Source organism: Qipengyuania sp., from assembly GCF_964227205.1.
GTDB lineage: Bacteria > Pseudomonadota > Alphaproteobacteria > Sphingomonadales > Sphingomonadaceae > Qipengyuania.
Window position 1 is genome coordinate 59190 of the sequence record NZ_CAXQVB010000003.1, and the last position, 20969, is coordinate 80158.

19 protein-coding genes and 1 tRNA gene are annotated in these 20969 nt (G+C 66.6%); 12 read left to right on the plus strand and 8 right to left on the minus strand.

All coding sequences use genetic code 11. From position 1 onward, the window contains the following. Window position 1: 1 nt before the first annotated feature. The 8 genes from ACEQZ0_RS07765 to ACEQZ0_RS07800 all read left to right on the plus strand — a co-directional run bounded on the left by ACEQZ0_RS07765 (window position 2) and on the right by ACEQZ0_RS07800 (window position 9745). Complete coding sequence (locus tag ACEQZ0_RS07765) at window positions 2-178, plus strand: hypothetical protein (protein ID WP_370190068.1); 177 nt, start codon at window positions 2-4, stop codon at window positions 176-178. Continuing rightward, entirely contained in the window at window positions 160-756 is a 597-nt protein-coding gene (locus ACEQZ0_RS07770) for a hypothetical protein (RefSeq protein WP_370190070.1), read from the plus strand. Before ACEQZ0_RS07765 ends, ACEQZ0_RS07770 begins: the two co-directional genes overlap by 19 nt. After that, window positions 753-947: a helix-turn-helix transcriptional regulator gene (locus ACEQZ0_RS07775; protein WP_370190072.1), complete on the plus strand. Its 195-nt coding sequence runs from the start codon at window positions 753-755 to the stop codon at window positions 945-947. The genes ACEQZ0_RS07770 and ACEQZ0_RS07775 overlap by 4 nt, the downstream gene beginning before the upstream one ends. 95 nt (window positions 948-1042) lie before the next feature. Further along, entirely contained in the window at window positions 1043-1786 is a 744-nt protein-coding gene (locus ACEQZ0_RS07780; RefSeq protein ID WP_370190074.1) for an alpha/beta hydrolase family protein, read from the plus strand. After that, complete coding sequence (locus tag ACEQZ0_RS07785) at window positions 1783-2622, plus strand: tetratricopeptide repeat protein (RefSeq protein ID WP_370190076.1); 840 nt, start codon at window positions 1783-1785, stop codon at window positions 2620-2622. Before ACEQZ0_RS07780 ends, ACEQZ0_RS07785 begins: the two co-directional genes overlap by 4 nt. Continuing rightward, a complete protein-coding gene (locus tag ACEQZ0_RS07790) occupies window positions 2619-3596 on the plus strand; it encodes an LLM class flavin-dependent oxidoreductase (protein ID WP_370190078.1) in 978 nt (325 codons plus the stop codon). The genes ACEQZ0_RS07785 and ACEQZ0_RS07790 overlap by 4 nt, the downstream gene beginning before the upstream one ends. A 177-nt stretch (window positions 3597-3773) precedes the next feature. Next, a complete protein-coding gene (locus tag ACEQZ0_RS07795) occupies window positions 3774-8462 on the plus strand; it encodes an NAD-glutamate dehydrogenase domain-containing protein (protein WP_370190080.1) in 4689 nt (1562 codons plus the stop codon). A 56-nt stretch (window positions 8463-8518) separates the two neighbouring features. Next, complete coding sequence (locus ACEQZ0_RS07800) at window positions 8519-9745, plus strand: NAD(P)/FAD-dependent oxidoreductase (RefSeq protein WP_370190082.1); 1227 nt, start codon at window positions 8519-8521, stop codon at window positions 9743-9745. Between the two features lie 10 nt (window positions 9746-9755). On the opposite strand, the gene queG is transcribed toward ACEQZ0_RS07800, so the two are convergent. Continuing rightward, entirely contained in the window at window positions 9756-10808 is a 1053-nt protein-coding gene (gene queG, locus ACEQZ0_RS07805) for a tRNA epoxyqueuosine(34) reductase QueG (protein WP_370190084.1), read from the minus strand. Between the two features lie 45 nt (window positions 10809-10853). Between queG and ACEQZ0_RS07810 the strand changes: the two genes are divergently transcribed. From ACEQZ0_RS07810 to msrB, 4 genes are all read left to right on the plus strand, one after another. Then, entirely contained in the window at window positions 10854-11855 is a 1002-nt protein-coding gene (locus ACEQZ0_RS07810; protein WP_370190085.1) for an ABC transporter ATP-binding protein, read from the plus strand. Further along, window positions 11852-13090, plus strand: coding sequence for an ABC transporter permease (locus ACEQZ0_RS07815; protein WP_370190087.1), 1239 nt, complete (start codon window positions 11852-11854; stop codon window positions 13088-13090). The genes ACEQZ0_RS07810 and ACEQZ0_RS07815 overlap by 4 nt, the downstream gene beginning before the upstream one ends. Before the next feature lie 121 nt (window positions 13091-13211). Further along, window positions 13212-14552 carry a cytochrome P450 gene (locus ACEQZ0_RS07820; RefSeq protein ID WP_370190089.1) on the plus strand — a complete coding sequence of 447 codons (1341 nt, stop codon included), beginning with the start codon at window positions 13212-13214 and terminating at the stop codon, window positions 14550-14552. Window positions 14553-14633: 81 nt separating this feature from the next. Next, window positions 14634-15131: a peptide-methionine (R)-S-oxide reductase MsrB gene (gene msrB / locus ACEQZ0_RS07825; protein WP_370190091.1), complete on the plus strand. Its 498-nt coding sequence runs from the start codon at window positions 14634-14636 to the stop codon at window positions 15129-15131. On the opposite strand, the gene ACEQZ0_RS07830 is transcribed toward msrB, so the two are convergent. The 7 genes from ACEQZ0_RS07830 to ACEQZ0_RS07860 all read right to left on the minus strand — a co-directional run bounded on the left by ACEQZ0_RS07830 (window position 15118) and on the right by ACEQZ0_RS07860 (window position 20676). Then, window positions 15118-16893 (minus strand): hypothetical protein, encoded by a 1776-nt coding sequence (locus tag ACEQZ0_RS07830; RefSeq protein WP_370190093.1) that lies wholly within the window; start codon window positions 16891-16893, stop codon window positions 15118-15120. The genes msrB and ACEQZ0_RS07830 overlap by 14 nt on opposite strands. 1 nt (window position 16894) lies before the next feature. Then, on the minus strand, window positions 16895-17311 hold the full coding sequence (locus tag ACEQZ0_RS07835) for a GtrA family protein (RefSeq protein WP_370190095.1): 417 nt from the start codon (window positions 17309-17311) through the stop codon (window positions 16895-16897). Beyond that, window positions 17311-18885 (minus strand): NAD(P)/FAD-dependent oxidoreductase, encoded by a 1575-nt coding sequence (locus tag ACEQZ0_RS07840; protein WP_370190097.1) that lies wholly within the window; start codon window positions 18883-18885, stop codon window positions 17311-17313. The genes ACEQZ0_RS07835 and ACEQZ0_RS07840 overlap by 1 nt, the downstream gene beginning before the upstream one ends. 81 nt (window positions 18886-18966) lie before the next feature. Beyond that, entirely contained in the window at window positions 18967-19599 is a 633-nt protein-coding gene (locus ACEQZ0_RS07845) for a PilZ domain-containing protein (RefSeq protein WP_370190098.1), read from the minus strand. Between the two features lie 153 nt (window positions 19600-19752). Then, window positions 19753-19837, minus strand: a tRNA-Leu gene (locus ACEQZ0_RS07850). A gap of 66 nt (window positions 19838-19903) precedes the next feature. After that, window positions 19904-20185 (minus strand): integration host factor subunit beta, encoded by a 282-nt coding sequence (locus tag ACEQZ0_RS07855; RefSeq protein WP_221602440.1) that lies wholly within the window; start codon window positions 20183-20185, stop codon window positions 19904-19906. Window positions 20186-20334: 149 nt separating this feature from the next. Beyond that, complete coding sequence (locus ACEQZ0_RS07860) at window positions 20335-20676, minus strand: GntR family transcriptional regulator (RefSeq protein ID WP_370190100.1); 342 nt, start codon at window positions 20674-20676, stop codon at window positions 20335-20337. Between the last annotated feature and the right edge of the window lie 293 nt (window positions 20677-20969).

Genomic DNA, 20969 nt, shown 5'->3' on the forward strand with positions numbered 1-20969 from the left:
CATGAAACATACCCTCATCGGCCTCGCCTATGGCTCGCTGATCATCGCCGCAGCCATGCTGATGATGCATCTCGACGTGTCTGACGGCACCGCCCTGATCGTCACCATCGGCCTTGCCGTCATTGCGCTGACCCACATGCGTAGAGCCGGCAACCGCTCGTGCGAGCAGGCCTCGTGACCGGCGCGGCGGGGGGCCGACACCAGCATCGCTCGCCCTACCTTTGGGTCGTCCTCTACTTTGTTGCCATAGGAGCGATCGGTGGCCTCAAGCTGACCGATGCGATCAATGGTCCGACGGGCTTCATCCTGCTCGCGCTGGCGACCGGGCTGCTGATACCGATCGCCCGGCAGAGAACCGCAACATGCTCGAGCAAGGCGATGATCGACTACAATCGTCGGGTGCTCTTCAGCAGCTTCGGCTATGCGCTCGGACTCGGCATCGCGGTCACGCTGTGGAACAATTACGAACTGTCCCGCCCGGCAGTCTTCGCGATCTCGCTGTTGCCGACGCTGCCGACCTTCGGCGTCATCTGGGCGATGGCCCGCTATCTCGCCGAGGAACAGGACGAATACCTTCGGCACCGCACGATCATGGCGGCGCTGGTCGCGCTCGGCATCGTCCTGGCACTCGGCATCTTCTGGGGCTTCCTCGAGATGTTCGAGCTGGTCCCGCATGTATGGGCCTGGTGGGTCCTGCCGGTCTGGGCCATCGGTCTCGCCGTGACGCAGTTGTGGCAAAAGGTGCGCGGCGCATGAAGAATCGCCTCAAGGTGCTGCGCGCCGAACGCGACTGGAGCCAGCAGGATCTGGCCAACGCGCTCGGGGTCTCGCGCCAGAGCGTCAACGCCATCGAAACCGGGCGCTACGATCCCTCGTTGCCGCTGGCATTCCGTATCGCCGACGTCTTCGGCCTCGCGATCGAGGATATCTTCCAGCGCGAAGCGTAGCGAGGATCCGGAAGAACGGGCCCGGGCCGGTGCCTTGCGCACCGTTCCCGGGCCTGCGCTTGCAATCGTGTCGCATGCCGTGAAGAAACCCGCGCATGAGCGAAACCCGATTTCACACCATGCCCGACGGGCGCCGCATCGCCTATCGCTACACGCCCGGCGCAGGACCCGCGCTGGTCTTCCTGCCGGGCTATATGTCAGACATGGCCGGCGGCAAGGCGAGTGCGCTGTTCGCCTGGGCCGAGGAGCGCGGACAGGCCTGCTTGCTGCTCGACTATTCGGGCTGCGGCGAAAGTGCCGGCGATTTCGCCGACGGCACCTTGTCGCTCTGGCGCGACGAAGTGCTTGCACTGATCGACGCTGTCATTGAAGGTCCCGTGATCGTGATCGGCTCTTCGATGGGCGGCTGGCTCATGCTGCTCGCGGGTCTCGCACTGGGGGAACGACTTGCGGGCATCGTCGGCATCGCCTCGGCGCCCGACTTCACCGAATGGGGTCGCTCGGATGCCGACAAGGCGAAACTCGCAGCCGGCGAGACCGTGTTCGACGAAAACCCCTACGGACCCGAGCCCACGCCGATGCACCCCGGCTTCTTCGCCGATGGACAGGCTCAGCTCCTGCTCGACCGTGAGATAATGATCGACGCACCCGTACGATTGATACACGGCCAGCGCGATGCCGACGTGCCGTGGCAGACCAGCCTGCGCCTCGCCGCCGCGCTGCGTTCGGACGATGTACAGGTCATGCTGGTAAAGGACGGCGACCATCGCCTGTCGCGCGAGCAGGACATCGCCCTGCTGTTGCGCACGATCGACGCGCTTACGAAAGGTTCCGCATGATCACCTCCGCCCTCGCCCTGCTCCTCATGCAGGTCGGCCCCGGTACCTCCACCAGCGACTTTCCCGACCTGCCCGAGGAACTGCGCGAGCGCGTCAGGGAAGAACGGGCTAGCCCACCCCCCTCCACCGCTGGCACATCGGGCGGCAAGCTGGCCGAATGCGTCACTCTGGCGACCGGGGATGCCGAGGCTGCAAGCGACATGGCACAGGCCTGGCGCGAGACTGCGGCCAACCAGCTCGAACTGGCGCAGTCCGCGCATTGCCTCGGTCTTGCGCTCGTCAGGCTCGAGGATTTCGCCGGCGCGCAGCGCGCCTTCGAGCTAGCCACCGATGAAGTGCCCGACGGTGCGGCCGCCTATCAGGCACGGCTCGCGGCCATGGCGGGCAATGTCGCGATGGCGCAGGGCAAGCCCGCCATCGCCGAAATCGCCTTCGCCCGCTCGGTCGGTTTCGCCACCGAGGCCGGCGATGCCCCGTTGATGGCCAGCGTCGCGGTCGACCGCGCCCGCGCCTTGGTCGCACTTGGCCGCAACGAGGAAGCCGCGCAGGCGCTCGCGAGCGCACGCGGCAACGATCCTGCGAGCGCCCGCGCCTGGTTGCTCTCGGCGACCCTTTCGCGCAGGCTCGAACGGCTGGGCGAGGCCCGCGAACAGATTGCCCAGGCCGCGCTGCTCGCGCCGCAAGATCCGGCCGTCGGGCTGGAGGCGGGCGTGATCGCCGCGCTGGCGGGTCGTGCGGACGAGGCGCGCCGCAGCTTCGAATCGGTGCTGCAGGTCGCCCCGCAGAGCCAGGAGGCCGCGCGCGCCCGCGCCTATCTCGATCAGCTCGATTCGTGACCGCCTATTCGGTCCTCGACCTCGTTCCCGTGCGTGAAGGCGGCACGGTGGGGGAGGCGTTCGATGCCGCGACACGGCTGGCGATCGCCGCCGAGGAGGCTGGATGCAAGCGTTTCTGGGTCGCCGAGCACCACGCCATGACAGGAATTGCAGGCGGCGCGACCTCGGTCGTGCTCGCACATATCGGCAATGCCACCTCGACCATCCGCATCGGTTCGGGCGGGATCATGCTGCCCAACCACACGCCGTTCCAGATTGCCGAGCAGTTCGGCACGCTCGACGGGCTGTTTCCTGGCCGCGTCGACCTCGGTCTAGGACGCGCGCCGGGGGCTGGCCCCGAATTGCAGCGCGCGCTCCGCAAGGACCTCCACCGCGCGGCGGAGATGTTCCCGCAGGACGTCGTCGAACTGATGGCGCTTATGGCGGGCGAGACGGCCATCCACCCCACTCCCGGCCTTGGCGCGCGCCCCGAATTCTGGATGCTCGGTTCGAGCCTGTTCGGCGCGCAGCTCGCCGCGAAGCTCGGCCTGCCCTATGCCTTCGCCAGCCATTTCGCACCCGACCACCTCGATTCCGCGCTCGAACTCTACCGTCGCGATTTCCAGCCGTCGGAAGCCTTCGAAAGGCCGCATGTCATGGTTGCGATGAACCTCTTCGTGTCCGAATCCGAGGAGGAGGCGGAATATCTCGCCTCGTCGCAGCTGCAAGCCTTCGTCGCGTTGCGCACGGGGACGCCGGGCAAGCTGCCACCGCCGGTGCGCGGCTATCGCGACAGCCTCCCGGCCCCGGCGCAGGCCATGCTCGCGCATATCGGCCAGGCAAGCGCGATCGGCACCCCTGGGCAGGCCGCCGCGGCGGTGCGCGCCTTCGTTGCCCGTACCGGCGCCGACGAGGTGATCTTCGGGGGCAGCATGTTCGATCCCCGGGCGCGCTGCCGCTCGTTGCGCCTGGCGATGGAGGCCTTGACCGGCTGAGCAAGCCGTAGCGGCATCGCTTCGCGCATCTTACGCATACGATTGCGAAATTGCGCCCGCAGCACCTTGCGAGCTTCTGCCAACGGGCCTAGGCGCGGCTCATAGGTCGTAGCGCAAAACGACTCGGATATTTCGCGGCGCCGAAATGATCATGCGCCGCCAGGAGAGAGGCCCCTCATGGGTTCGACAACTGCCGCACTTCCCAAGAAGCTTCAGAATGCCATCACCGAACGCATGCGGCTTTCGCTGCTCAGCGGCGATACGCCGTTCGACAAGGCGCAGCTCGTCGATGCCGCCGAATTCGTCGGCCAGCTGGCGGTCCGGCGGACGCCCGGCCGTTCGGCCATGGCGATCGAAAGCGTCAGCGACGAACGTCGGCTGACGCGCATCGCGATCATCAATGACGACATGCCCTTTCTGGTCGATTCGGTCGCGGCCACGATCGCCGCGCTGGGCCTGTCGATCGACCGGCTGGTCCACCCGGTCATCCCGGTCGAACGCGACGAGAAGGGCGTGCTGGGTGCCATCCCCGAAGGCGATCCCGACGATGCCTTCTGGGAATCGATGATCTACATCGAAGCCGCGCGCGTCGATGCCAAGACTCGTCGGCAGCTGCAGGAAACGCTCCAGATTACGCTCGCCGACGTCCGCGCGGCCGTGAGCGACTGGCCCCGCCTGCAGGAGGCCATGGCCGAGGATGCCAAGCGCATTGCCGCAGCCGATGCCGAGGGCGCCGAACTGCTCGACTGGCTCAATTCGGGGATGCTGACGCAGCTCGGCCACGTCACGCGCTTCCGCGACGGGCGCCAGGAGGACGAACTCGGCATCTGTCGCCGGAGCGCGCAGGAACTGCTTGCCGAGAGCTCCTACGAGCGTGCCTTCGCTTGGTTCGAGCAGGGCAACGACCCGCGCCGTCCGCTGATCATCAAGGCCAATCACCTCAGTCACGTCCACCGCCGTGTTCCGCTCGACCTGTTCATCGTCCCGGTAGAGGACGGCGGCAAGACGGTCGCCCTCTCGGTCCACGCGGGCGTATGGACCAGCGCTGCGCTCGCCGCGCCGCCGCGCAACGTGCCGCGCCTGCGCCGCCAGCTCGACGCGTTGCGCACGCGCCACGGCTTCGACGATACCGGCCATGCCGGCAAGGCGCTCGTCCACGCGTTGACCACTCTGCCGCACGATCTGCTGATCGGCTTCTCGGAGGGCGACGTCGAACGGGTCGCGACGACCATGATGAGCCTGGTCGACCGTCCGCGTCCGCGGCTCGCGCTGATCGAGGCGCCACTCGCGCGCCACCTCTTCGCCTTCGTCTGGCTGCCGCGCGACATGGTCGCGACGCAAGTCCGGCTCGAAATCCAGGCGCTGCTTGAGGAGGCCGCGTCTGCGCGCCTGCTCGACTGGAGCCTCGAGGTCGAGGGTGGCAATCTGGCGACGCTGCGTTTCGTCTTCGATATTCGCGACGGCGACCAGGCGCCCGACGAGTCCGCCCTTGAGGAGCAGATGCAGACGCTGCTGCGCGGCTGGGGCGAGGCTGTCGAAGCCGAACTCGGCGCGCTCGAGGAGGGTTCGCGCGCGGCAGGTCTCGCAATGCGTTTCGCAGAGCATTTCCCCACCGCCTTCCGCGGTCGTTTCGGCCCGCGCGAAGCGGCCTACGACATCGCCCGCCTGCATGATCTCGGCGCGAGCGTCGAGAACGAGGAAGTCCTGCGCGGTGCGCGGATGTATTTCTGCGAACGCGATGTGGCTGGCTGCCTGCGGCTGAAGCTCTACCAGTCCGAGGGCAGCCTGCCACTGTCCGAAGGCGTGCCCGCGCTCGAGGATTTCGGCTTCTATGTCCGTTCAGAGATGCCCACCGTACTCGACGACGGGCGGCTGGGGACGATTCACGACTTCCTGCTCGACCTGAAGCCCGGCGCCGAACCCAAGGCATTGATCGAACGGTCGGACGCGATCGAGGAAGCCATCGCCGCTGTGCTCAACGGCGAGGCGGAAAACGACCCCTTCAACCGGCTCGTACCCGAGGCCGGGCTCGCCGCGCGCGAAGCCAACTGGCTGCGCGCCTTCTATCGCTACCTGCGCCAGGCGGGGATGGGCTTCACCATCTACACCGTGGTCGATGCGCTCGCCGCCGCACCCGATGTGACGCGCGCGCTGGTGGCGCTGTTCACCGCGCGCCACGATCCGCATTTCGGCAGCGGCCGCGACAAGGCGATCGACGAGGCGCGCGCGGCGATCAAGCGCGGGCTGGCCAGGGTCAAGGCGATCAACGACGATCGCCTGCTGCGGCTCTATAATTCGCTGATCGACGCGATCCTGCGGACCAATGCCTTCGCTCCCGCAGCCGCCGAAGCGCTCGCCTTCAAGATCGATTCGGCCAAGGTCCCCGGCCTGCCCAAGCCCATCCCCTACCGCGAAATCTTCGTCTATTCGCGCCGGGTCGAGGGTATCCACCTGCGCAGCGGCCCGGTCGCGCGCGGCGGGCTACGCTGGTCCGACCGCCGCGACGACTTCCGCACCGAGATCCTCGGCTTGATGAAGGCACAGCGCGTCAAGAACGCGGTGATCGTGCCGACCGGCGCCAAGGGGGGCTTCTATCCCAAGCAGCTGCCCAATCCCGCCATCGATCGCGAAGGCTGGGCCGCTGAAGGGCGCGCCAGCTACGAGATCTTCATTCGCAGCCTGCTGTCGGTGACCGACAACATCGTCGACGACACGGTCGTCCATCCCGACGAGGTCGTCATCACCGACGGTGAGGATCCCTATTTCGTGGTCGCCGCCGACAAGGGCACCGCGACCTTCTCCGACATCGCCAACGGCATTGCCGAAGCCCGTGATTTCTGGCTTGACGATGCCTTCGCCAGCGGCGGCTCGAAGGGCTACGACCACAAGGCTATGGGCATCACCGCCAAGGGTGCCTGGGTCAGCGTCCAGCGCCATTTCCTCGAAATGGGCGTCGACGTGCAAGAGGATTCGATCGAAGTCGTCGGCTGCGGCGACATGTCGGGCGACGTCTTCGGCAACGGCATGTTGCTATCGCAGGCGATCAAGCTGGTCGCTGCCTTCGACCATCGCCATATCTTTCTCGATCCCGATCCCGATCCGGCGACCAGCTGGAAGGAAAGGAAGCGGCTGTTCGAACTCCCGCGCTCGAGCTGGGAAGACTATGACAGCAAGCTTATCTCGAAGGGCGGCGGGGTCTTCCCGCGCGATGCCAAGAGCATCAAGCTGTCGAAGGCGGTGCAGGCCAAGCTCGGCATCGAGCAGCGCGAGATCGAGCCCGAAGCGCTGATTTCCGCGATCCTCCGCGCGCCGGTCGACCTCATCTGGTTCGGCGGCATCGGCACCTATGTGAAGGCCGCGCACGAGAACAACGTCCAGGTCGGCGACCCCGCCAACGACGCGCTGAGGGTCGATGCGCGCGAGCTGCGCGCCAAGGTCATCGGCGAAGGCGCCAATCTCGGCATCACCCAGGCTGGACGCATCGAATTTGCCCAGTCCGGCGGTCGCTCGAACACCGATTTCATCGACAATTCGGCAGGGGTCGACTGCTCGGACAACGAGGTCAATATCAAGATCGCGCTGGCGGCTGCCAAACGCGCCGGCAAGCTGAGCGAGCCAAAGCGAGTCGCGCTGCTCGAATCGATGACCGACGAAGTCGCCCGGCTCGTGCTCGAGGACAATCGCCTGCAGGCGCTTGCCCTCTCGATCGCCGAAGTCGGCGGTGCGCGCGCGATGGCCTCGCAGCGCCACATCATCGAGACGCTCGAGGCGGGCGGCAATCTCGACCGCCGGACCGAAGGGCTTGCCGACGACCAGACGCTCCAGCGCCGCGCCGCCGACGGGCAGGGGCTGACCCGGCCCGAACTGGCAGTGCTGCTGTCCTCGTCGAAACTGGTACTGCAGGACGCGATTGAACGCGGCACGCTGGCCGACGACGCGCTGCTCGAAGCCACGCTGTTCGCAGCCTTTCCCGAACCGATGCGCAAGAAGTTCAAGGCGCAGATCGAGGGCCACCAGCTGCGCCGCGAGATTATCGCGACCAAGCTTGCCAACCGCATCGTCAACCGTCTCGGCATGGTCCATCCGTTCGAGCTCGCCGAAGAGGAAGGTGTCGAACTGAGCCAGGTCGCCGCCGCCTTCGTCGCGGCGGAAGAGCTGTTCGACCTGCCCGCGCTGTGGGCCGCGATCGATACCGCCGCCATGCCCGAAAATGCCCGGTTGATGCTGTTCGACCGGATCGCCGCTGCGGTCGGCAATCTCATGTCGGACGTGCTGCGCACCTCTTCGGGAAGCGTCGATCCGAGCGCGCTGGTCGCCGAGATCGGCAAGGGCGCGGCCCAGCTGTCCGATGCGACCGGCGAACTGTTGAGCGCCGAATCGCGCCAGCAGTCGGATCGCCTGCGCGAACAGCTCGTTTCCGCCGGCGCGCCTGCCGCGCTAGCCGCCCGGGTGGCCCATCTCTACGACCTCGATGGCGCAGTGGGCCTCGCCAAGCTCGCTAGCGAGACCGGCATGGCGGCGCGCAACCTGGCCGCCGCCTTTACCGATGTCGGGCGCCGACTGGGTCTCGACTGGGCGCAGTCGACCGCCGCGCTGATGAGCCCCTCGGACGTGTGGGAACGGCTGCTCGTCTCGGGTCTCGCCCGCGACTTCCAGCAGATGCGGCTGGAGCTGTTGCGGCGCCTCGCGCGGCGCAAGGATGCGAAGAAGGACATGTCCGCGATCGTTGCGAAATGGGCCGAGGAGCAGGAGGTGGCGGTACGCGGGTTCCGCTCGATGGTCGCCCGTGCGCAGGGCCAGTCGCCGGTTGCCCCGGCGATGCTGGCGCAGGTCGCGAGCATGGCGCGCAACCTGCTTTCGCGCTAGCACTGCGCCCGCACTGTGCTTGACCGGCTGGCGTTTTCGCGCCAGCCAGCGCGGCGATGGAACAATTCGACATCGTCATCGTGGGATCGGGGCACGGCGGGGCACAAGCCGCCATTGCCCTGCGCCAGAACGGGCATGAGGGCACGATCCTCATGGTCAGCCGCGATCGCAATCCGCCCTACGAACGTCCACCGCTGTCGAAGGAATATCTCGCCGGAGAGAAACCCTTCGAACGTATCCAGATCCGCCCCGAGCAGTTCTGGGCCGACAAGAATATCGAACTGCGGCTGGGCCGAAACGTCAACGAGATCGACCCGGCAGCGCACACGCTGGTCCTCTCCGACGATACGCGAATCGGTTATCGCAAGCTGATCTGGGCAGGGGGCGGCGATGCGCGGCGCATGTCGTGCCCGGGGAGCGACCTTGCCGGTATCCACTACATCCGCACCCGGCGCGACGTCGACACGCTGAAGGAAGAGCTCGCCGCCGGTGCGAGGCGCGCGGTCATCGTCGGCGCCGGCTATATCGGGCTCGAAGCGGCCGCAGTCCTGCGCAAGCTCGGCTGTGCGGTGACAGTCATCGAAATGCTCGACCGCGTGCTGGCGCGCGTCGCCGGCCCGGAACTGTCCGAATTCTACGCCGACTACCACCGCGAACAGGGCGTCGACCTGCGCCTGTCGACAGCGGTCGAGACGATCGAAGGCGCCGATGGACGAGTCACCGGCGTCACCACCGACAGCGGCGAAAAGATCGCCTGCGACGTCGTCATTACCGGCATCGGCATCGTACCCTCGGTCGGGCCCCTGATCGCTGCCGGGGCGGCCGGATCGAACGGCGTCGACGTCGATTCCTATTGCCGCACCACGCTCGACGACGTCTATGCCGTGGGCGACTGCGCGAGCCATGCCAATCCTTTCGCGGCCAATGCGGTGATCCGGCTCGAATCGGTCCAGAACGCCAACGACATGGCAACTGTCGCAGCCAAGTCGATCATGGGCGACAAGCAGGATTACGAAGCGGTGCCGTGGTTCTGGTCGAACCAGTTCGACCTCCGGCTGCAGACCGTCGGGCTCTCGCTGGGATACGATGCCACGGTCCTGCGCGGCGATCCGGCGGAGAAGAAGTTCAGCGTAATCTACCTCAAGGAAGGCCGCGTGATCGCGCTCGACTGCGTCAACAACACCAAGGATTACGTCCAGGGGCGCAAGCTGGTCATGGACCGGGCGGAGATCGATCCCGCCCTGCTCGCCGACAGTTCGGTTCTGCTGAAGGACATGCGCTGACCGGTCGCGATCAGCGCGCAGCCTGCGCCAGACGCGCCGCAGCCCAGCGCGCCGCATCGGCCACAACCGGGTCGGGATCGCTGCACAAGCCGCGTACAATCGGTTCAATCGCCGCCTGTCCGCTGTTGCCCGCGGCATAGAGGCAATTGCGCACGAAGCGGTCGCGCCCGATCCGCTTGATCGGCGAGCCGGAGAAGAACTGGCGGAAGCCTGCATCGTCGAACCGGAGGAAGCGGGCCAGCTCGGGCGCGCTCAGTTCGGCGCGCGGGGCGAGCTTGATATGGCGGTGCGCGGCATCGGCGAACTTGTTCCACGGGCACACGGCCAGGCAATCGTCGCAGCCATAGATGCGGTTGCCGAGCGCGGTGCGGAATTCCTCGGGGATCGGCCCCTTGTGCTCGATCGTGAGGTAGGAAATGCAACGCCGCGCATCGAGCTGGTAGGGCCGGGGAAAAGCGTCGGTGGGGCAGGCATCCTGGCAGGCGCGGCAATTGCCGCAGCGATCGGCATGCGGATCGTCGGGCACGAAATCGAGCGTCGAATAGATCGCGCCGAGGAACAGCCATGACCCGTGATCGCGGCTGACGAGGTTGGTATGCTTGCCCTGCCAGCCGATGCCCGCCGCCTGGCCGAGCGGTTTTTCCATCACCGGCGCGGTATCGACGAAGACCTTGAGCTCGCTCTCCGGCTCACGCTCGATCAGCCAGCGCGCGAGCGCCTTGAGCGCCTTCTTGACCACGTCGTGATAATCGCGCCCCTGCGCATAGACCGAGATCCGCGCCTTCTCGGCTTCATCCGCGAGTGCCAGCGGGTCGCCATCGGGGGCGTAGCTCATGCCGAGCGCGATGACGCTCCGCGCCTCGGGCCAGAGCCCCTGCGGGCTGGCGCGCTGAACCTTGCGCGCTTCCATCCACTCCATCGCACCGTGACGACCCTGCCCGAGGAATTCCTCGAGCCGCGCCGTACGCTGCGGATCGGGTGCGGCGGAGGTGAAACCGCAGGCGACAAAGCCCAGTCGCTCCGCCTCCGTGCGCAAATCCGCCTGCAACCCGATGTTAACCACGCTTGCTTGTGCTCCCGTTCACTGCCAGCCGCTAGCCATGCGCCCATGCTTACCGAGACCGGCACCGTGACGCGAGCCCAAGCGGCCAGCTCTCGCCCGCTCGCTATCGAGGCGCGCGCTCTGGTCAAGCGCTTCGGCGGGACCCTGGCAGTCGACGGAGTCGATATCGCCGTGCCCGAGGGGGCGATCTACGGCATCCTCGGCCCCAATGGCGCAGGCAAGACCACCACCTTGCGCATGCTGCTGGGGATTATCGATCCGGACGAAGGCGTGCGCCGCGTCTTCGGCAACGACCGGCCGCACGAAGTTGCCAAGCTGATCGGCTACCTCCCCGAGGAGCGCGGGCTCTACCCGGCGATGAAATGCGACGATGCGATCGCCTTCATGGGCGCGCTGCGCGGACTGCCGCTCGCCGAAGGCAAGGCGCGGGGCCGCGAAATGCTCGAAAGCTACGGGCTCGGCCACGCGGTCGACCGCCAGATTCGGCAATTGTCGAAAGGCATGGCGCAGACCGTGCAATTGCTCGGTACGCTGGTCCACCGTCCCAGGCTGGTGGTCTTCGACGAGCCCTTCAGCGGACTCGACGCGATCAATCAGGGCAAGCTCGAGGGAATGATCCGCGATCTCGCCGCCGCCGGCACCACGGTGATCTTTTCGACCCATGTCATCCATCACGCCGAACGGCTGTGCGACGAGGTCGCGATCATCGCCGGGGGCAAGGTGCCCTATGCCGGATCGGTCGATGCCGCGCGCGACCGGATCCCGGCGCAGGTGCGGCTCGAAACCCGCCGCAGCGAAGGCGCCTGGCGCAGCGCCTTGCCCGCCGATGCGCGCCACGACGCCAAGGCCGAGGGTAGCCATTTCTGGTATTTCCCGGTGCCCGACAGCGGGATCGAGGCCATGCTCAAGCAGCTGATCGAGGGCGAGGCGGGGATCCTCTCGCTGTCGATCGAACGCGCGGGCCTGCACGATGCCTTCGTCGAGATCGCCGGCGCCGGCGCGGCGCGCGCGCTTGCCGAGGACAATGGACAGGGAGCCGCGCAATGAGCGATACCACCCGCCTGTCGCTGGTCGAGGCGGCCCGCGTCGTTGCCCGCCGCGATTTCCGCGCGATCCTGTTCAGCCGCGCCTTCCTGTTCTTCCTGCTCGGCCCGCTGTTTCCGATCATCGTCGGCGCGCTTGCCGGTGGGATCGGCGGGCAGGTCCAGCGCGATGCTACCACGCGGCTCGTCGCGGTGGCGATGGCCGATAGCGATGCCCAGGCGATGATCGCGGCGCGCGAGCGGCTCGCCCCGCGCGTCGGCGCGGCACTGCCCGAACTCGCCGCCACCGCCAGCGCCGAAGCTCCCGCGGACATCTTGCGCGAGCCGGGGCGCAATTATGCCGCCGTCGTGTCGGGATCGCCCGACGCCCCCGCGCTGACCGCGCCGCAGGAAGCGATCGACGCATGGAGCGGCCCGATCGCCATGATCGCCGCCGAGGCCCGCACCCGGGCACCATCCGCCTTTCCCGAAGTCGCGGAACGGCCCGTTGCCACCAGCGTGGCGGCGCAGCGCACCGACCGCATCCGTACCGCGCAGGCGGGCCAGCTGATCCTGTTCCTTCTGATGATGCTCCTCGCCGGCATGGTCCTGTCCAACCTCGTCGAGGAGAAGGCCAACAAGGTCATCGAAGTGCTCGCTGCCGCGATCCCGATGGATGCGGTCTTCCTCGGCAAGCTCGTCGCCATGCTCGGGGTAAGCTTCGTCGGGATCGCCGTCTGGGCGCTGGCCGGCGGGGCCATCGGCCTGCTCGCCGGAAGCGCGCTGCCGCACTTTCCCGAGCCCGCGCTCGGCTGGCCGCTCTTCGTCGCGCTGGGCATCGTCTACTTCGCCATGGGCTACCTGCTGCTCGGCTCGCTCTTCCTGACCATCGGCGGGATGGCGGCCACCGTGCGCGAGGTGCAGACGCTGTCGATGCCGGTGACCATGGCGCAATTGCTGGTGTTCTTCCTCGCTGCCTCCTCGATCACCCGCCCGGGCTCGCCGATGGAGCTGTTCGCGGCCGCCTTCCCGCTGTCCTCGCCCTTCGCCATGCTGGCCCGCGCGGCGCAGTCGGACGCGCTGTGGCCACACGCCCTGGCATTGGCGTGGCAGGCACTCTGCGTGTTCCTGTTCGTGCGCGTGGGGGCGACGATCTTCCGCCGCCGGGTGATGAAATCGGGCAAGGGCGGTCGCGCGATCAAGGGCCATGTCGGCGCAGCCGCACCCGCAGCGGGAATTACCGAAAAGCACAGCGCATGATCGCGCCGCCATTTGAGTAGCGATTTGCAACGCACTATTGACAGAAATGTCAGTTAGGGCAGAGTAGCCCCCGAATGGAGGGAGAGCGGCCTCGACGAGTCGCTCCCGCTAGGAGAGAGACATGGCAACCGCTGCAATCGAACGCCCCCAGTGCCACACTTCGCCGACCGCCTACGAGGCGCTGAAGAAGCATTTCGCGGAGCACCCCGAGGACAAGCTCGAGCATCCGCACAAGTGGGACGTCAGCCGCAGCGACATCTATGCCGAGAATACCTGGCACCCGATCTTCCGCGAAATGCGCGCCGCGGGTCCGCTCCACTACATCCCCGAAAGCCCCTTCGGCCCCTATTGGGCAGTGGTCAGCCACAAGGCGATCCAGCACATCGAGGCCTTGCCCGACATTTTTTCGTCGAGCTGGGAGCACGGCGGGATCACCATTCTCGAGCGGCTGACCGAAGAAGAGCTGGCCGAGCGGGGTATCGAGGAACGGCGCGAGCTGCCGATGTTCATCGCCATGGACCGCCCGCAGCACACCGGACAGCGGCGCACCGTGGCGCCCAAGTTCACCCCCAGCGGAATGGCCGAGATGGAAGGCGAGATTCGCCAGCGCACCGGCGAACTGCTCGACAGCCTGCCGCGCGGCGAAGTGTTCGACTGGGTCGACAAGGTCTCGATCGAGCTTACCACCGGCATGCTCGCCATCCTGTTCGGCTTCCCCTGGGAAGACCGCCGCTTGCTGACCTTCTGGTCGGACTGGTCGGGCGATACCGAACTCGCCACCGTGCGCGATCTCGACGAGATGCGCTGGGGCTTCCTCAACGAAATGGCTGCCTATTTCCAGTCGCTGTGGATCGAGCGCACGCACGACAAGGAACCGGGCGACGATCTCATCAGCATGATGATCCATTCCGAGGCGATGAACCAGATGAGCCCGCAGGAATTCATGGGCAATCTGATCCTGCTGATCGTCGGCGGCAACGACACCACGCGCAATTCGATGAGCGGCTTCGTCTACCAGCTCGACAAGAACCCCGACCAGCGCAAGCTGTTCGAGCAGGACCCCTCGATCATCCCCAATGCGGTGCAGGAAATGCTGCGCATGCAAACCCCGCTGGCGCATATGCGCCGCACCTGCACCGAGGATACCGAAGTCTTCGGCCAGACGATCAAGAAGGGCGACAAGGTCGTGTTGTGGTACCTCTCCGCCAACCGCGACGAGGAGGTGTTCGAAAACCCCGACAAGCTCGACCTTACCCGCGAGAATGCCCGGCGGCACATCGCCTTCGGTTACGGCATTCACCGCTGCGTCGGCGCGCGATTGGCCGAACTCCAGCTGCGCGTCCTGCTCGAGGAAATGCACAAGCGCCGCATGCGCGTGCATCTGGCCGGCGATGTCGAGCGGGTGAAGGCCAACTTCGTCCACGGCTTCCGCAAGCTCGAGGTCGAGATCACCGAATTCTGATCGCGGTCTCGATGTAACCTTCGGCGCCCCTCATGCGTAGGAAAAGCTTGGGCGCGCGGCCCAAGCCGGAAAGGTACGACCATGACCGACCAGACCCTGAACCGTCGCCGGCTGCTCGGCTGGATCGGCGCATCGGCCAGCTTCGTGGCGCTCACTGCCTGCGGCTCGGACCGGGCGGAGGCGAAGGACTTCCCCAAGGGCCGCAGCGATGCCGAATGGCGCAAGGTCCTGACCAAGCAGGAATATTGGATCCTGCGCGAGGAAGGGACCGAGCGCCCCTATAGCTCGCCGCTCAATGACGAGAAGCGGGCGGGCACTTTCGTCTGCGCGGGCTGCGGCAACGCGCTCTACAGCTCGAAGACGAAGTATGATTCGAAGACCGGCTGGCCGAGCTTCTGGGCGCCGATCGACAAGGGCGCGATCGGCACCAGCACCGACTACAAGATCGGTTATCCGCGGACCGAGGTGCATTGCGCCGATTGCGGCGGGCATCTGGGGCATATCTTCGACGACGGCCCCCGGCCGACCGGCAAGCGCCATTGCATCAACGGCACGGCGCTGGACTTCAATCCGGCCTGATTCTCCAGAACTGCAATTCACCGCCGGTATCGACCCGATCGAGCCAGCCGGGGATCCGGCCATGCAGCAGTCGATCGGCAAGGCCGCCGGGGTTACGCTCGGCGGCGAGGCGGACCTCGGCCAGCCCCGGACACAGCGCCAGATAGCGCGTTCCGCGGGCGACCAGCATGGCCTCCGCCTTCGCCGGTTCGGCAGCGAAGAGGTCGAGCATGAAACGGATCCCGGCCGAGCCGCGATGATGCCCGCTCGCCACCAGCGAGTGCGGCGTATCGAGCAGCAGCGCCGGCGCGATATCGAGCGGTGCGGCGATCTCGCCTCGCGGTAGCCGGGCGATAGCGGGTGCGGCCACGGAGACCTCGCAGGCCGCGGCGCGCGCGGCGGGCTGCGAGAGCGGCACGTTCCCCGCTTCCGGACCTGCTGCCTTCTGCCACGCGATCAAGGGGAGAGTGGGCACGAAAGCGAGCAGGATCGCCAGCGCCGCAAGCAATCTTCGCGGCAGCGGGGCGGGACCGCGTAGCGCCGCGAGCCATTCGCGCAGCTGCCAGCCCAGCGGGACGGCGGCAAGCGCGGCGGCGGCGGCACCCGCGCGGGCGACGGCGCAGGTTACCGCGAGTGCGGCGAGCAACAGCAGCAGATAGTCGAACCAGAAGCGCCGCAGCCAGTCGTGCGACTGCCAGTGGAGCCGCCAGGCAGCGCCGAGCCCGAACAGCGGCAGGATCAGCAGTTGCAATGCGGTGGCAGGTGGCTGCCGCCAGACGGGCATGCCTTCCATGACCCCCGCGAGCCACAGCTCGCGCACCAGCGGGTCGATCGCGGCGAAGCTTCCGGTCGTGCATCGGGGCGCGCCGATGAGCAGGATTCCCACCCCGCCTGCGGCGGTCAGTGCGAAGCCGCCGAGAAGCCAGGACAAGGGCAGGCGCTGCGCCGCGAGCAGCGTCACGCCAAGCGCGCTCCAGCACAGTGTGGCGAGGAAGGGGGGCGAAAGCGTATCGCAATGCGGCGCGAGGTCCTGGACCCCGCGCGTCGCGGCGAACAGGGCGAGCGAGGCGAAGGCAAGTACCTGCAGCGCCCGGACGAGCAGGAGGCGATCCTTCGGGTCGCGCAGCCAGCGCAGCGCAGCCACCCCGCAGAACGCGAGCGCCAGCGGCAGGCCCTCGAGCGAGATCGTCAGCCAGACAGCCAGCGCGAGGCCGAGCAGCACCCCGCCCCGCGCGGGCGAGCGCGTGGCCAGCGCATTGGCGGCTGCAAGCGCGCAGACCACCTGCCAGCCGTGATGATCGATCCGCAACGGGGCGAACTGGAACAGCAGCGGGGCGGACAGCGCCATGACCAGCGCGGCCAGCGTCGCCGCCTCGAGATCGACCATGCGCCAGGCGAGCCGCGCGGCGAGCAGCATGCCGCAGTAAAGCGTCAGGAGCGGGACTGCGACCAGCGCGGCAGTCTCGGCGGCCGGCCCCCCGATCAGCGGGGTCAGCGCCGTGATCGCCAGCAGCAGCGGGATGTCGGCCAGCCGAGACCAGTGCATCGGTACGCCGACATGCGCCGCATCGAGCCGGTGCTGCGCAAGGTCGAACCAGCCCTGGCCGGCGATCAGGTCGCGCAGCTGGACCAGCCGCAGGACGTCGTCGGGATCGGGAAAGCGCCGCGCCGCAATGGCTGCCCAATGCGTCGCCACCAGCAGCGCCGCGACAAGCAGCCAGGCGAGCGTCGCGCGCAGGACGAGGGCCCCGCTCCACCCGCTCCGCCGACGCTCAATAAGCATCTCAGGCGGCGACCGGCGCGCGAAACACGATCCGGCTGCGCATCAGCCAGGTGGCGAGGAAACTCGTGCCTACGGCGACGAGTTTGGCGAAGCGCGGATCGATACCCACGCTTTCGCCAACGCCGACGATCGCGGTGGTCAGCACGAGGCCGAGCAGGGCGGAAAGGATAAACAGCGCCTTCTGGCGGTGGCGCCCGAACCCGCGCGGAGCGACCTGCCCGGTGAACACCGCGCGGCTCGACAGCAACCAATGCGCCGCAATACCGGCACTGTAGCCGATGGCGGAGGCGGGCACCGCTCCGGCGCCGATCGCGAGCAGCGCGAGAAAGCATCCCATGTCGACCCCCAGCGCGCCCAGGCTGGCGAGCAGGTAGCGCAGGAAGCGGATATCGCGCAGCCGGGCGAGGAGTGCTGGCATCAGGCCGCCTTGCGTCCCGGCGCAAGCCGCTCGGGCACGTCGCGAACCGATGCCAGCGCTGCGGCCTGGTCGGCGCTGACCGGGCGCTTCGGCAGGCGCCTGTCGGCCCCTTCCTCGCCCGTCTCGTGATATTCGGCGTCCTCGTTGACGCACCAGGTGTCGTAGAGCCGCTCGCCGGCGAGAATGTTCTCCACCGTAAGCATCGCGGTCATCATCGCGTGGTCCTGGTTGTTGTAGCGGTGCATGCCATTGCGCCCGACGAGGTGCAGTGTGGGATGCCGTTCCTCGAGTTCGCGGCGCAACGCATCGACATTGGCGGCGTAATGCTCGTCATAGACCGGATAGGCCTTTGCCTGGCGCACCACGGCACCGCCCCTGACCTTTGCCGGGTCGAGCAGCCCGAGCGTGTCCATTTCCTCCGTCGCCAAGGCGACCAGCTCCTCGTCGGGGAGGGCCCAAAGACCGTCGCCCTCGAAGCAGAAATACTCGAGCCCGACGCAGGCCATGCGCGCGTCGGGCACCATCTCGGGCGACCACGAACGGAAATTTTGGACGCGGCCGACCTTCACCTTGCTGTCGTGGATGTAGATCCAGTTGTCGGGGAACAGGTCCTCGCCCTCGACCATCAAGGCCACGGTGAGGAAGTCGCGATAGCGCAGATTGGCAGCCTGCAATGCCGTGCGGGGTAGCGGGTGGAGGCGCCGGGCGAGTTCGCGCATCGGCGCCGAGCTGATGGCGTGCCCTGCACTGATTACCACCTCGCCGTTGGGCCCGGTCGCGCTCAGGCGCCAACCGCCCTGCGGATCGGCGGCCAATTGCTTGAGACGATGCCCCATGAATATCCGTCCGCGCCCGCTGGCGAGGACCTTGTCGCGCGCCGCCTCCCACATCATGCCGGGGCCGAGCCGCGGATAGCGGAAGGTCTCGAGCAGCGTCTTGGTCGCCATCCCGTCATTGGGAGACTTGTTGAGGCCGAGGCTGCGTTTGAGCCCGTCGACTACGGCGCCCCACAGCGAAAGCCCCTTGATCCGCTGCGCCGCCCAATCGGCGCTCATGTCCTCGCAAGGCATGCCCCAGACCTTTTCGGTATAGGTCTTGAAGAAGATCGAATAGAGCACCTTGCCGAACTGGTTGGTGGTCCAGTCGGCGAAGCTTTTCACGTCCTTCTTGGGGAAGAGCTTGGAGCGCAGATAACTCGCCATGCAGGTGGTCGAGCGCCAGATACCCAGGTTCCACAGCGCTTCGAAGGCTCGCAGCGGGTAGCTGTAGAACTTGCCCTGGTAATAGATCCGGCTCATCCGCGGACGCTGGATGAAGTCTTCCTCGCCGAGAATCTCGTTCCACAGTTCGACCACCGCCTGCGACTTGGAAAAGAACCGGTGGCCACCGATGTCGAAGCGATAGCCCGCGTGCTCGACCGTGCGGCTGATTCCGCCGACATAGTCGGGGTCCTGCTCCACGATCGCCACGGACTTGCCCTGCCTGGTCAGCAGGTAGGCGGCGGTAAGCCCGGCCGGCCCCGCGCCGACTATGGCCACATCGACTTCGTGGTGGTTCGGCGTATTGCCCATCATGTCCCCCGGTTGAGCACCCGGCGGGAGTGAAGGAAAATGGTTAGGATAAGGTTAGAGGCGCGGCTTCGTGGCGGGGCAGGCTCAGGCGCAACCCTGTAGCAGCAGGGGGCATTGCACCTTGGCCGCGGCCATGGCGAAATCGCGGAGCGAGAAGGTGTCTTCGAAAACGAGACCGTAATTGGCATCCCTGCGCCAGCGCACCGTGCAACGGATGTCGGGCAGGTGTTCACCCGAGATCGTCACCCGCTGGTCGATCGCGAATACATGATCACATTCGATTCGCGCACCTTGCTGCGAGAGGTTGAGCGTAACCGCCGTCGCCTTGCCCGAAAGCGAGGACACCAGCAGCGGCAGCATGATATTGAGGCGCAGCCCGCGCTTGGGGAAGTCCCAGTTTTCGCGAATCAGCCGGTCGACCTCGATCGGCCTGTCGAAACGGTAGCTGGCATCGAAGCCCTCGGAGCGCACGAGTTCGAGTTCGTAGCTTTCGCCATTCTGCAATTCGAGCGCGAGCGCGGCGTCGGTGGGGAGTTTGTGAAAGGTCCGCAGGGAAACGCCCGTTGCCGAAACGTCGCGGATGACGCAGACGAATTCACCCTGTCCGCACACCAGCTTGGCCGCGCGGATGAGCGAGGTATAGCGCGGCGCGCCGCGCTGGTCGGGGCCAGTCCTCGTCGCATTGTCTTCCATGACGAATCCAGTAGTGAATTCCATCGCCGCAAACCATTTACAACGCCAACAGCCAGGCAGTGGCTGAATACCACGTCTCTAAGCCTGCGCGTCTTCGTCCTATCGTAATGACACCCTAAGTGTTAATACCAATATAAAGAAGGCACGGTTTTTTCGTGATCGTGACTTGCCGGGGACTGGTACGGGTGGCGGGACTCGAACCCGCACGAGCAAAGCTCAGGGGATTTTAAGTCCCCGGCGTCTACCATTCCGCCACACCCGCAATGGCAGGCAGCCCTAGTCGCTGCTCACCCGGCGGGCAATCGCGTATCGTCTCCACACAGAATGGTCAGCCGTCATTGAGGCGACGGCGCATGTCCTTGCCCGGCTTGAAATAGGGCACCCGCTTGGCCGGCACGTCGACTGTTTCGCCGGTACGCGGGTTGCGGCCCTTGCGCGCTTCGCGCTCGCGCGTGGAAAAGGCGCCGAAGCCGCGCAACTCGACTCGCCCGCCTTCGGTGAGGCGCTGCGAGATTTCCTCGAAGAAGATGTCCACCACCTGTTCGACCTCCTCGGCGCGCAGGTCCGGATAGTCCTGGCCGAGGGCCGCGAGAAGTTCGGATCGGATCATAGAGGGTCTCCCGGTGCCATCGACCGCAATTGCAGTTTGTCTATGCGCCCCCTCGGGATCGCGCTTTTCCGCCCGATTCCAACTGGATGAATGTGCCAGATGGCGGTGCCCCCCGCAAGTTCACAGTTGTAAATTTTCGCCATCGGCGCTCAGGCGTCGGCGAGCAGCTCGCTCGCCGAAACGCCGAGCCGGGTCATGCGCGCGCGGATTTCGGGCCATTCGTCGCGGAGGAAGCTTTCACGCTCGCTCCGGCGGAGGCGCTCGGCCGCACCGCGGACGACATACATGCCCACGCCGCGCTGGACCTCGACCAGTCCGTCGTTCTGGAATTGCTGATAGGCCTTGGCGACAGTCAGCGGGTTGGCGCCCTGCTCGGCCGCAAGCGCGCGCACCGAAGGCAACATCTCGCCTTCGGCATAGCGCCCGTCGATGATCGCCGCGGCGATCATGTCGCGCAACTTCAGATAGACCGGCTTGGACTGCGTGCTCATCGTATATTCCCCGCAACAGACTGCATCAGTGCCATAATACACCGCTGCGCGCAAGGTTCCCGCAGCGCAGCGTTCAGGCGCACGCAAGGTGGTGACAGCTGTAACTAAGGCTTCACATAGGCGCGCGAGCCGCTAGTGTGCGCCGCCATGAGCGGGGGTCGCCTCCCGCAAATTCCATAACCGGGAGACCTTTTGCGTGACCCTTGAACAGATCATCGTCTCGGCGGCGGCGGCGTTCCTCGTACTTCTGCTCATCGCAGGTGCTACGATCGTAACCTCGTCGAAGGCCGAAT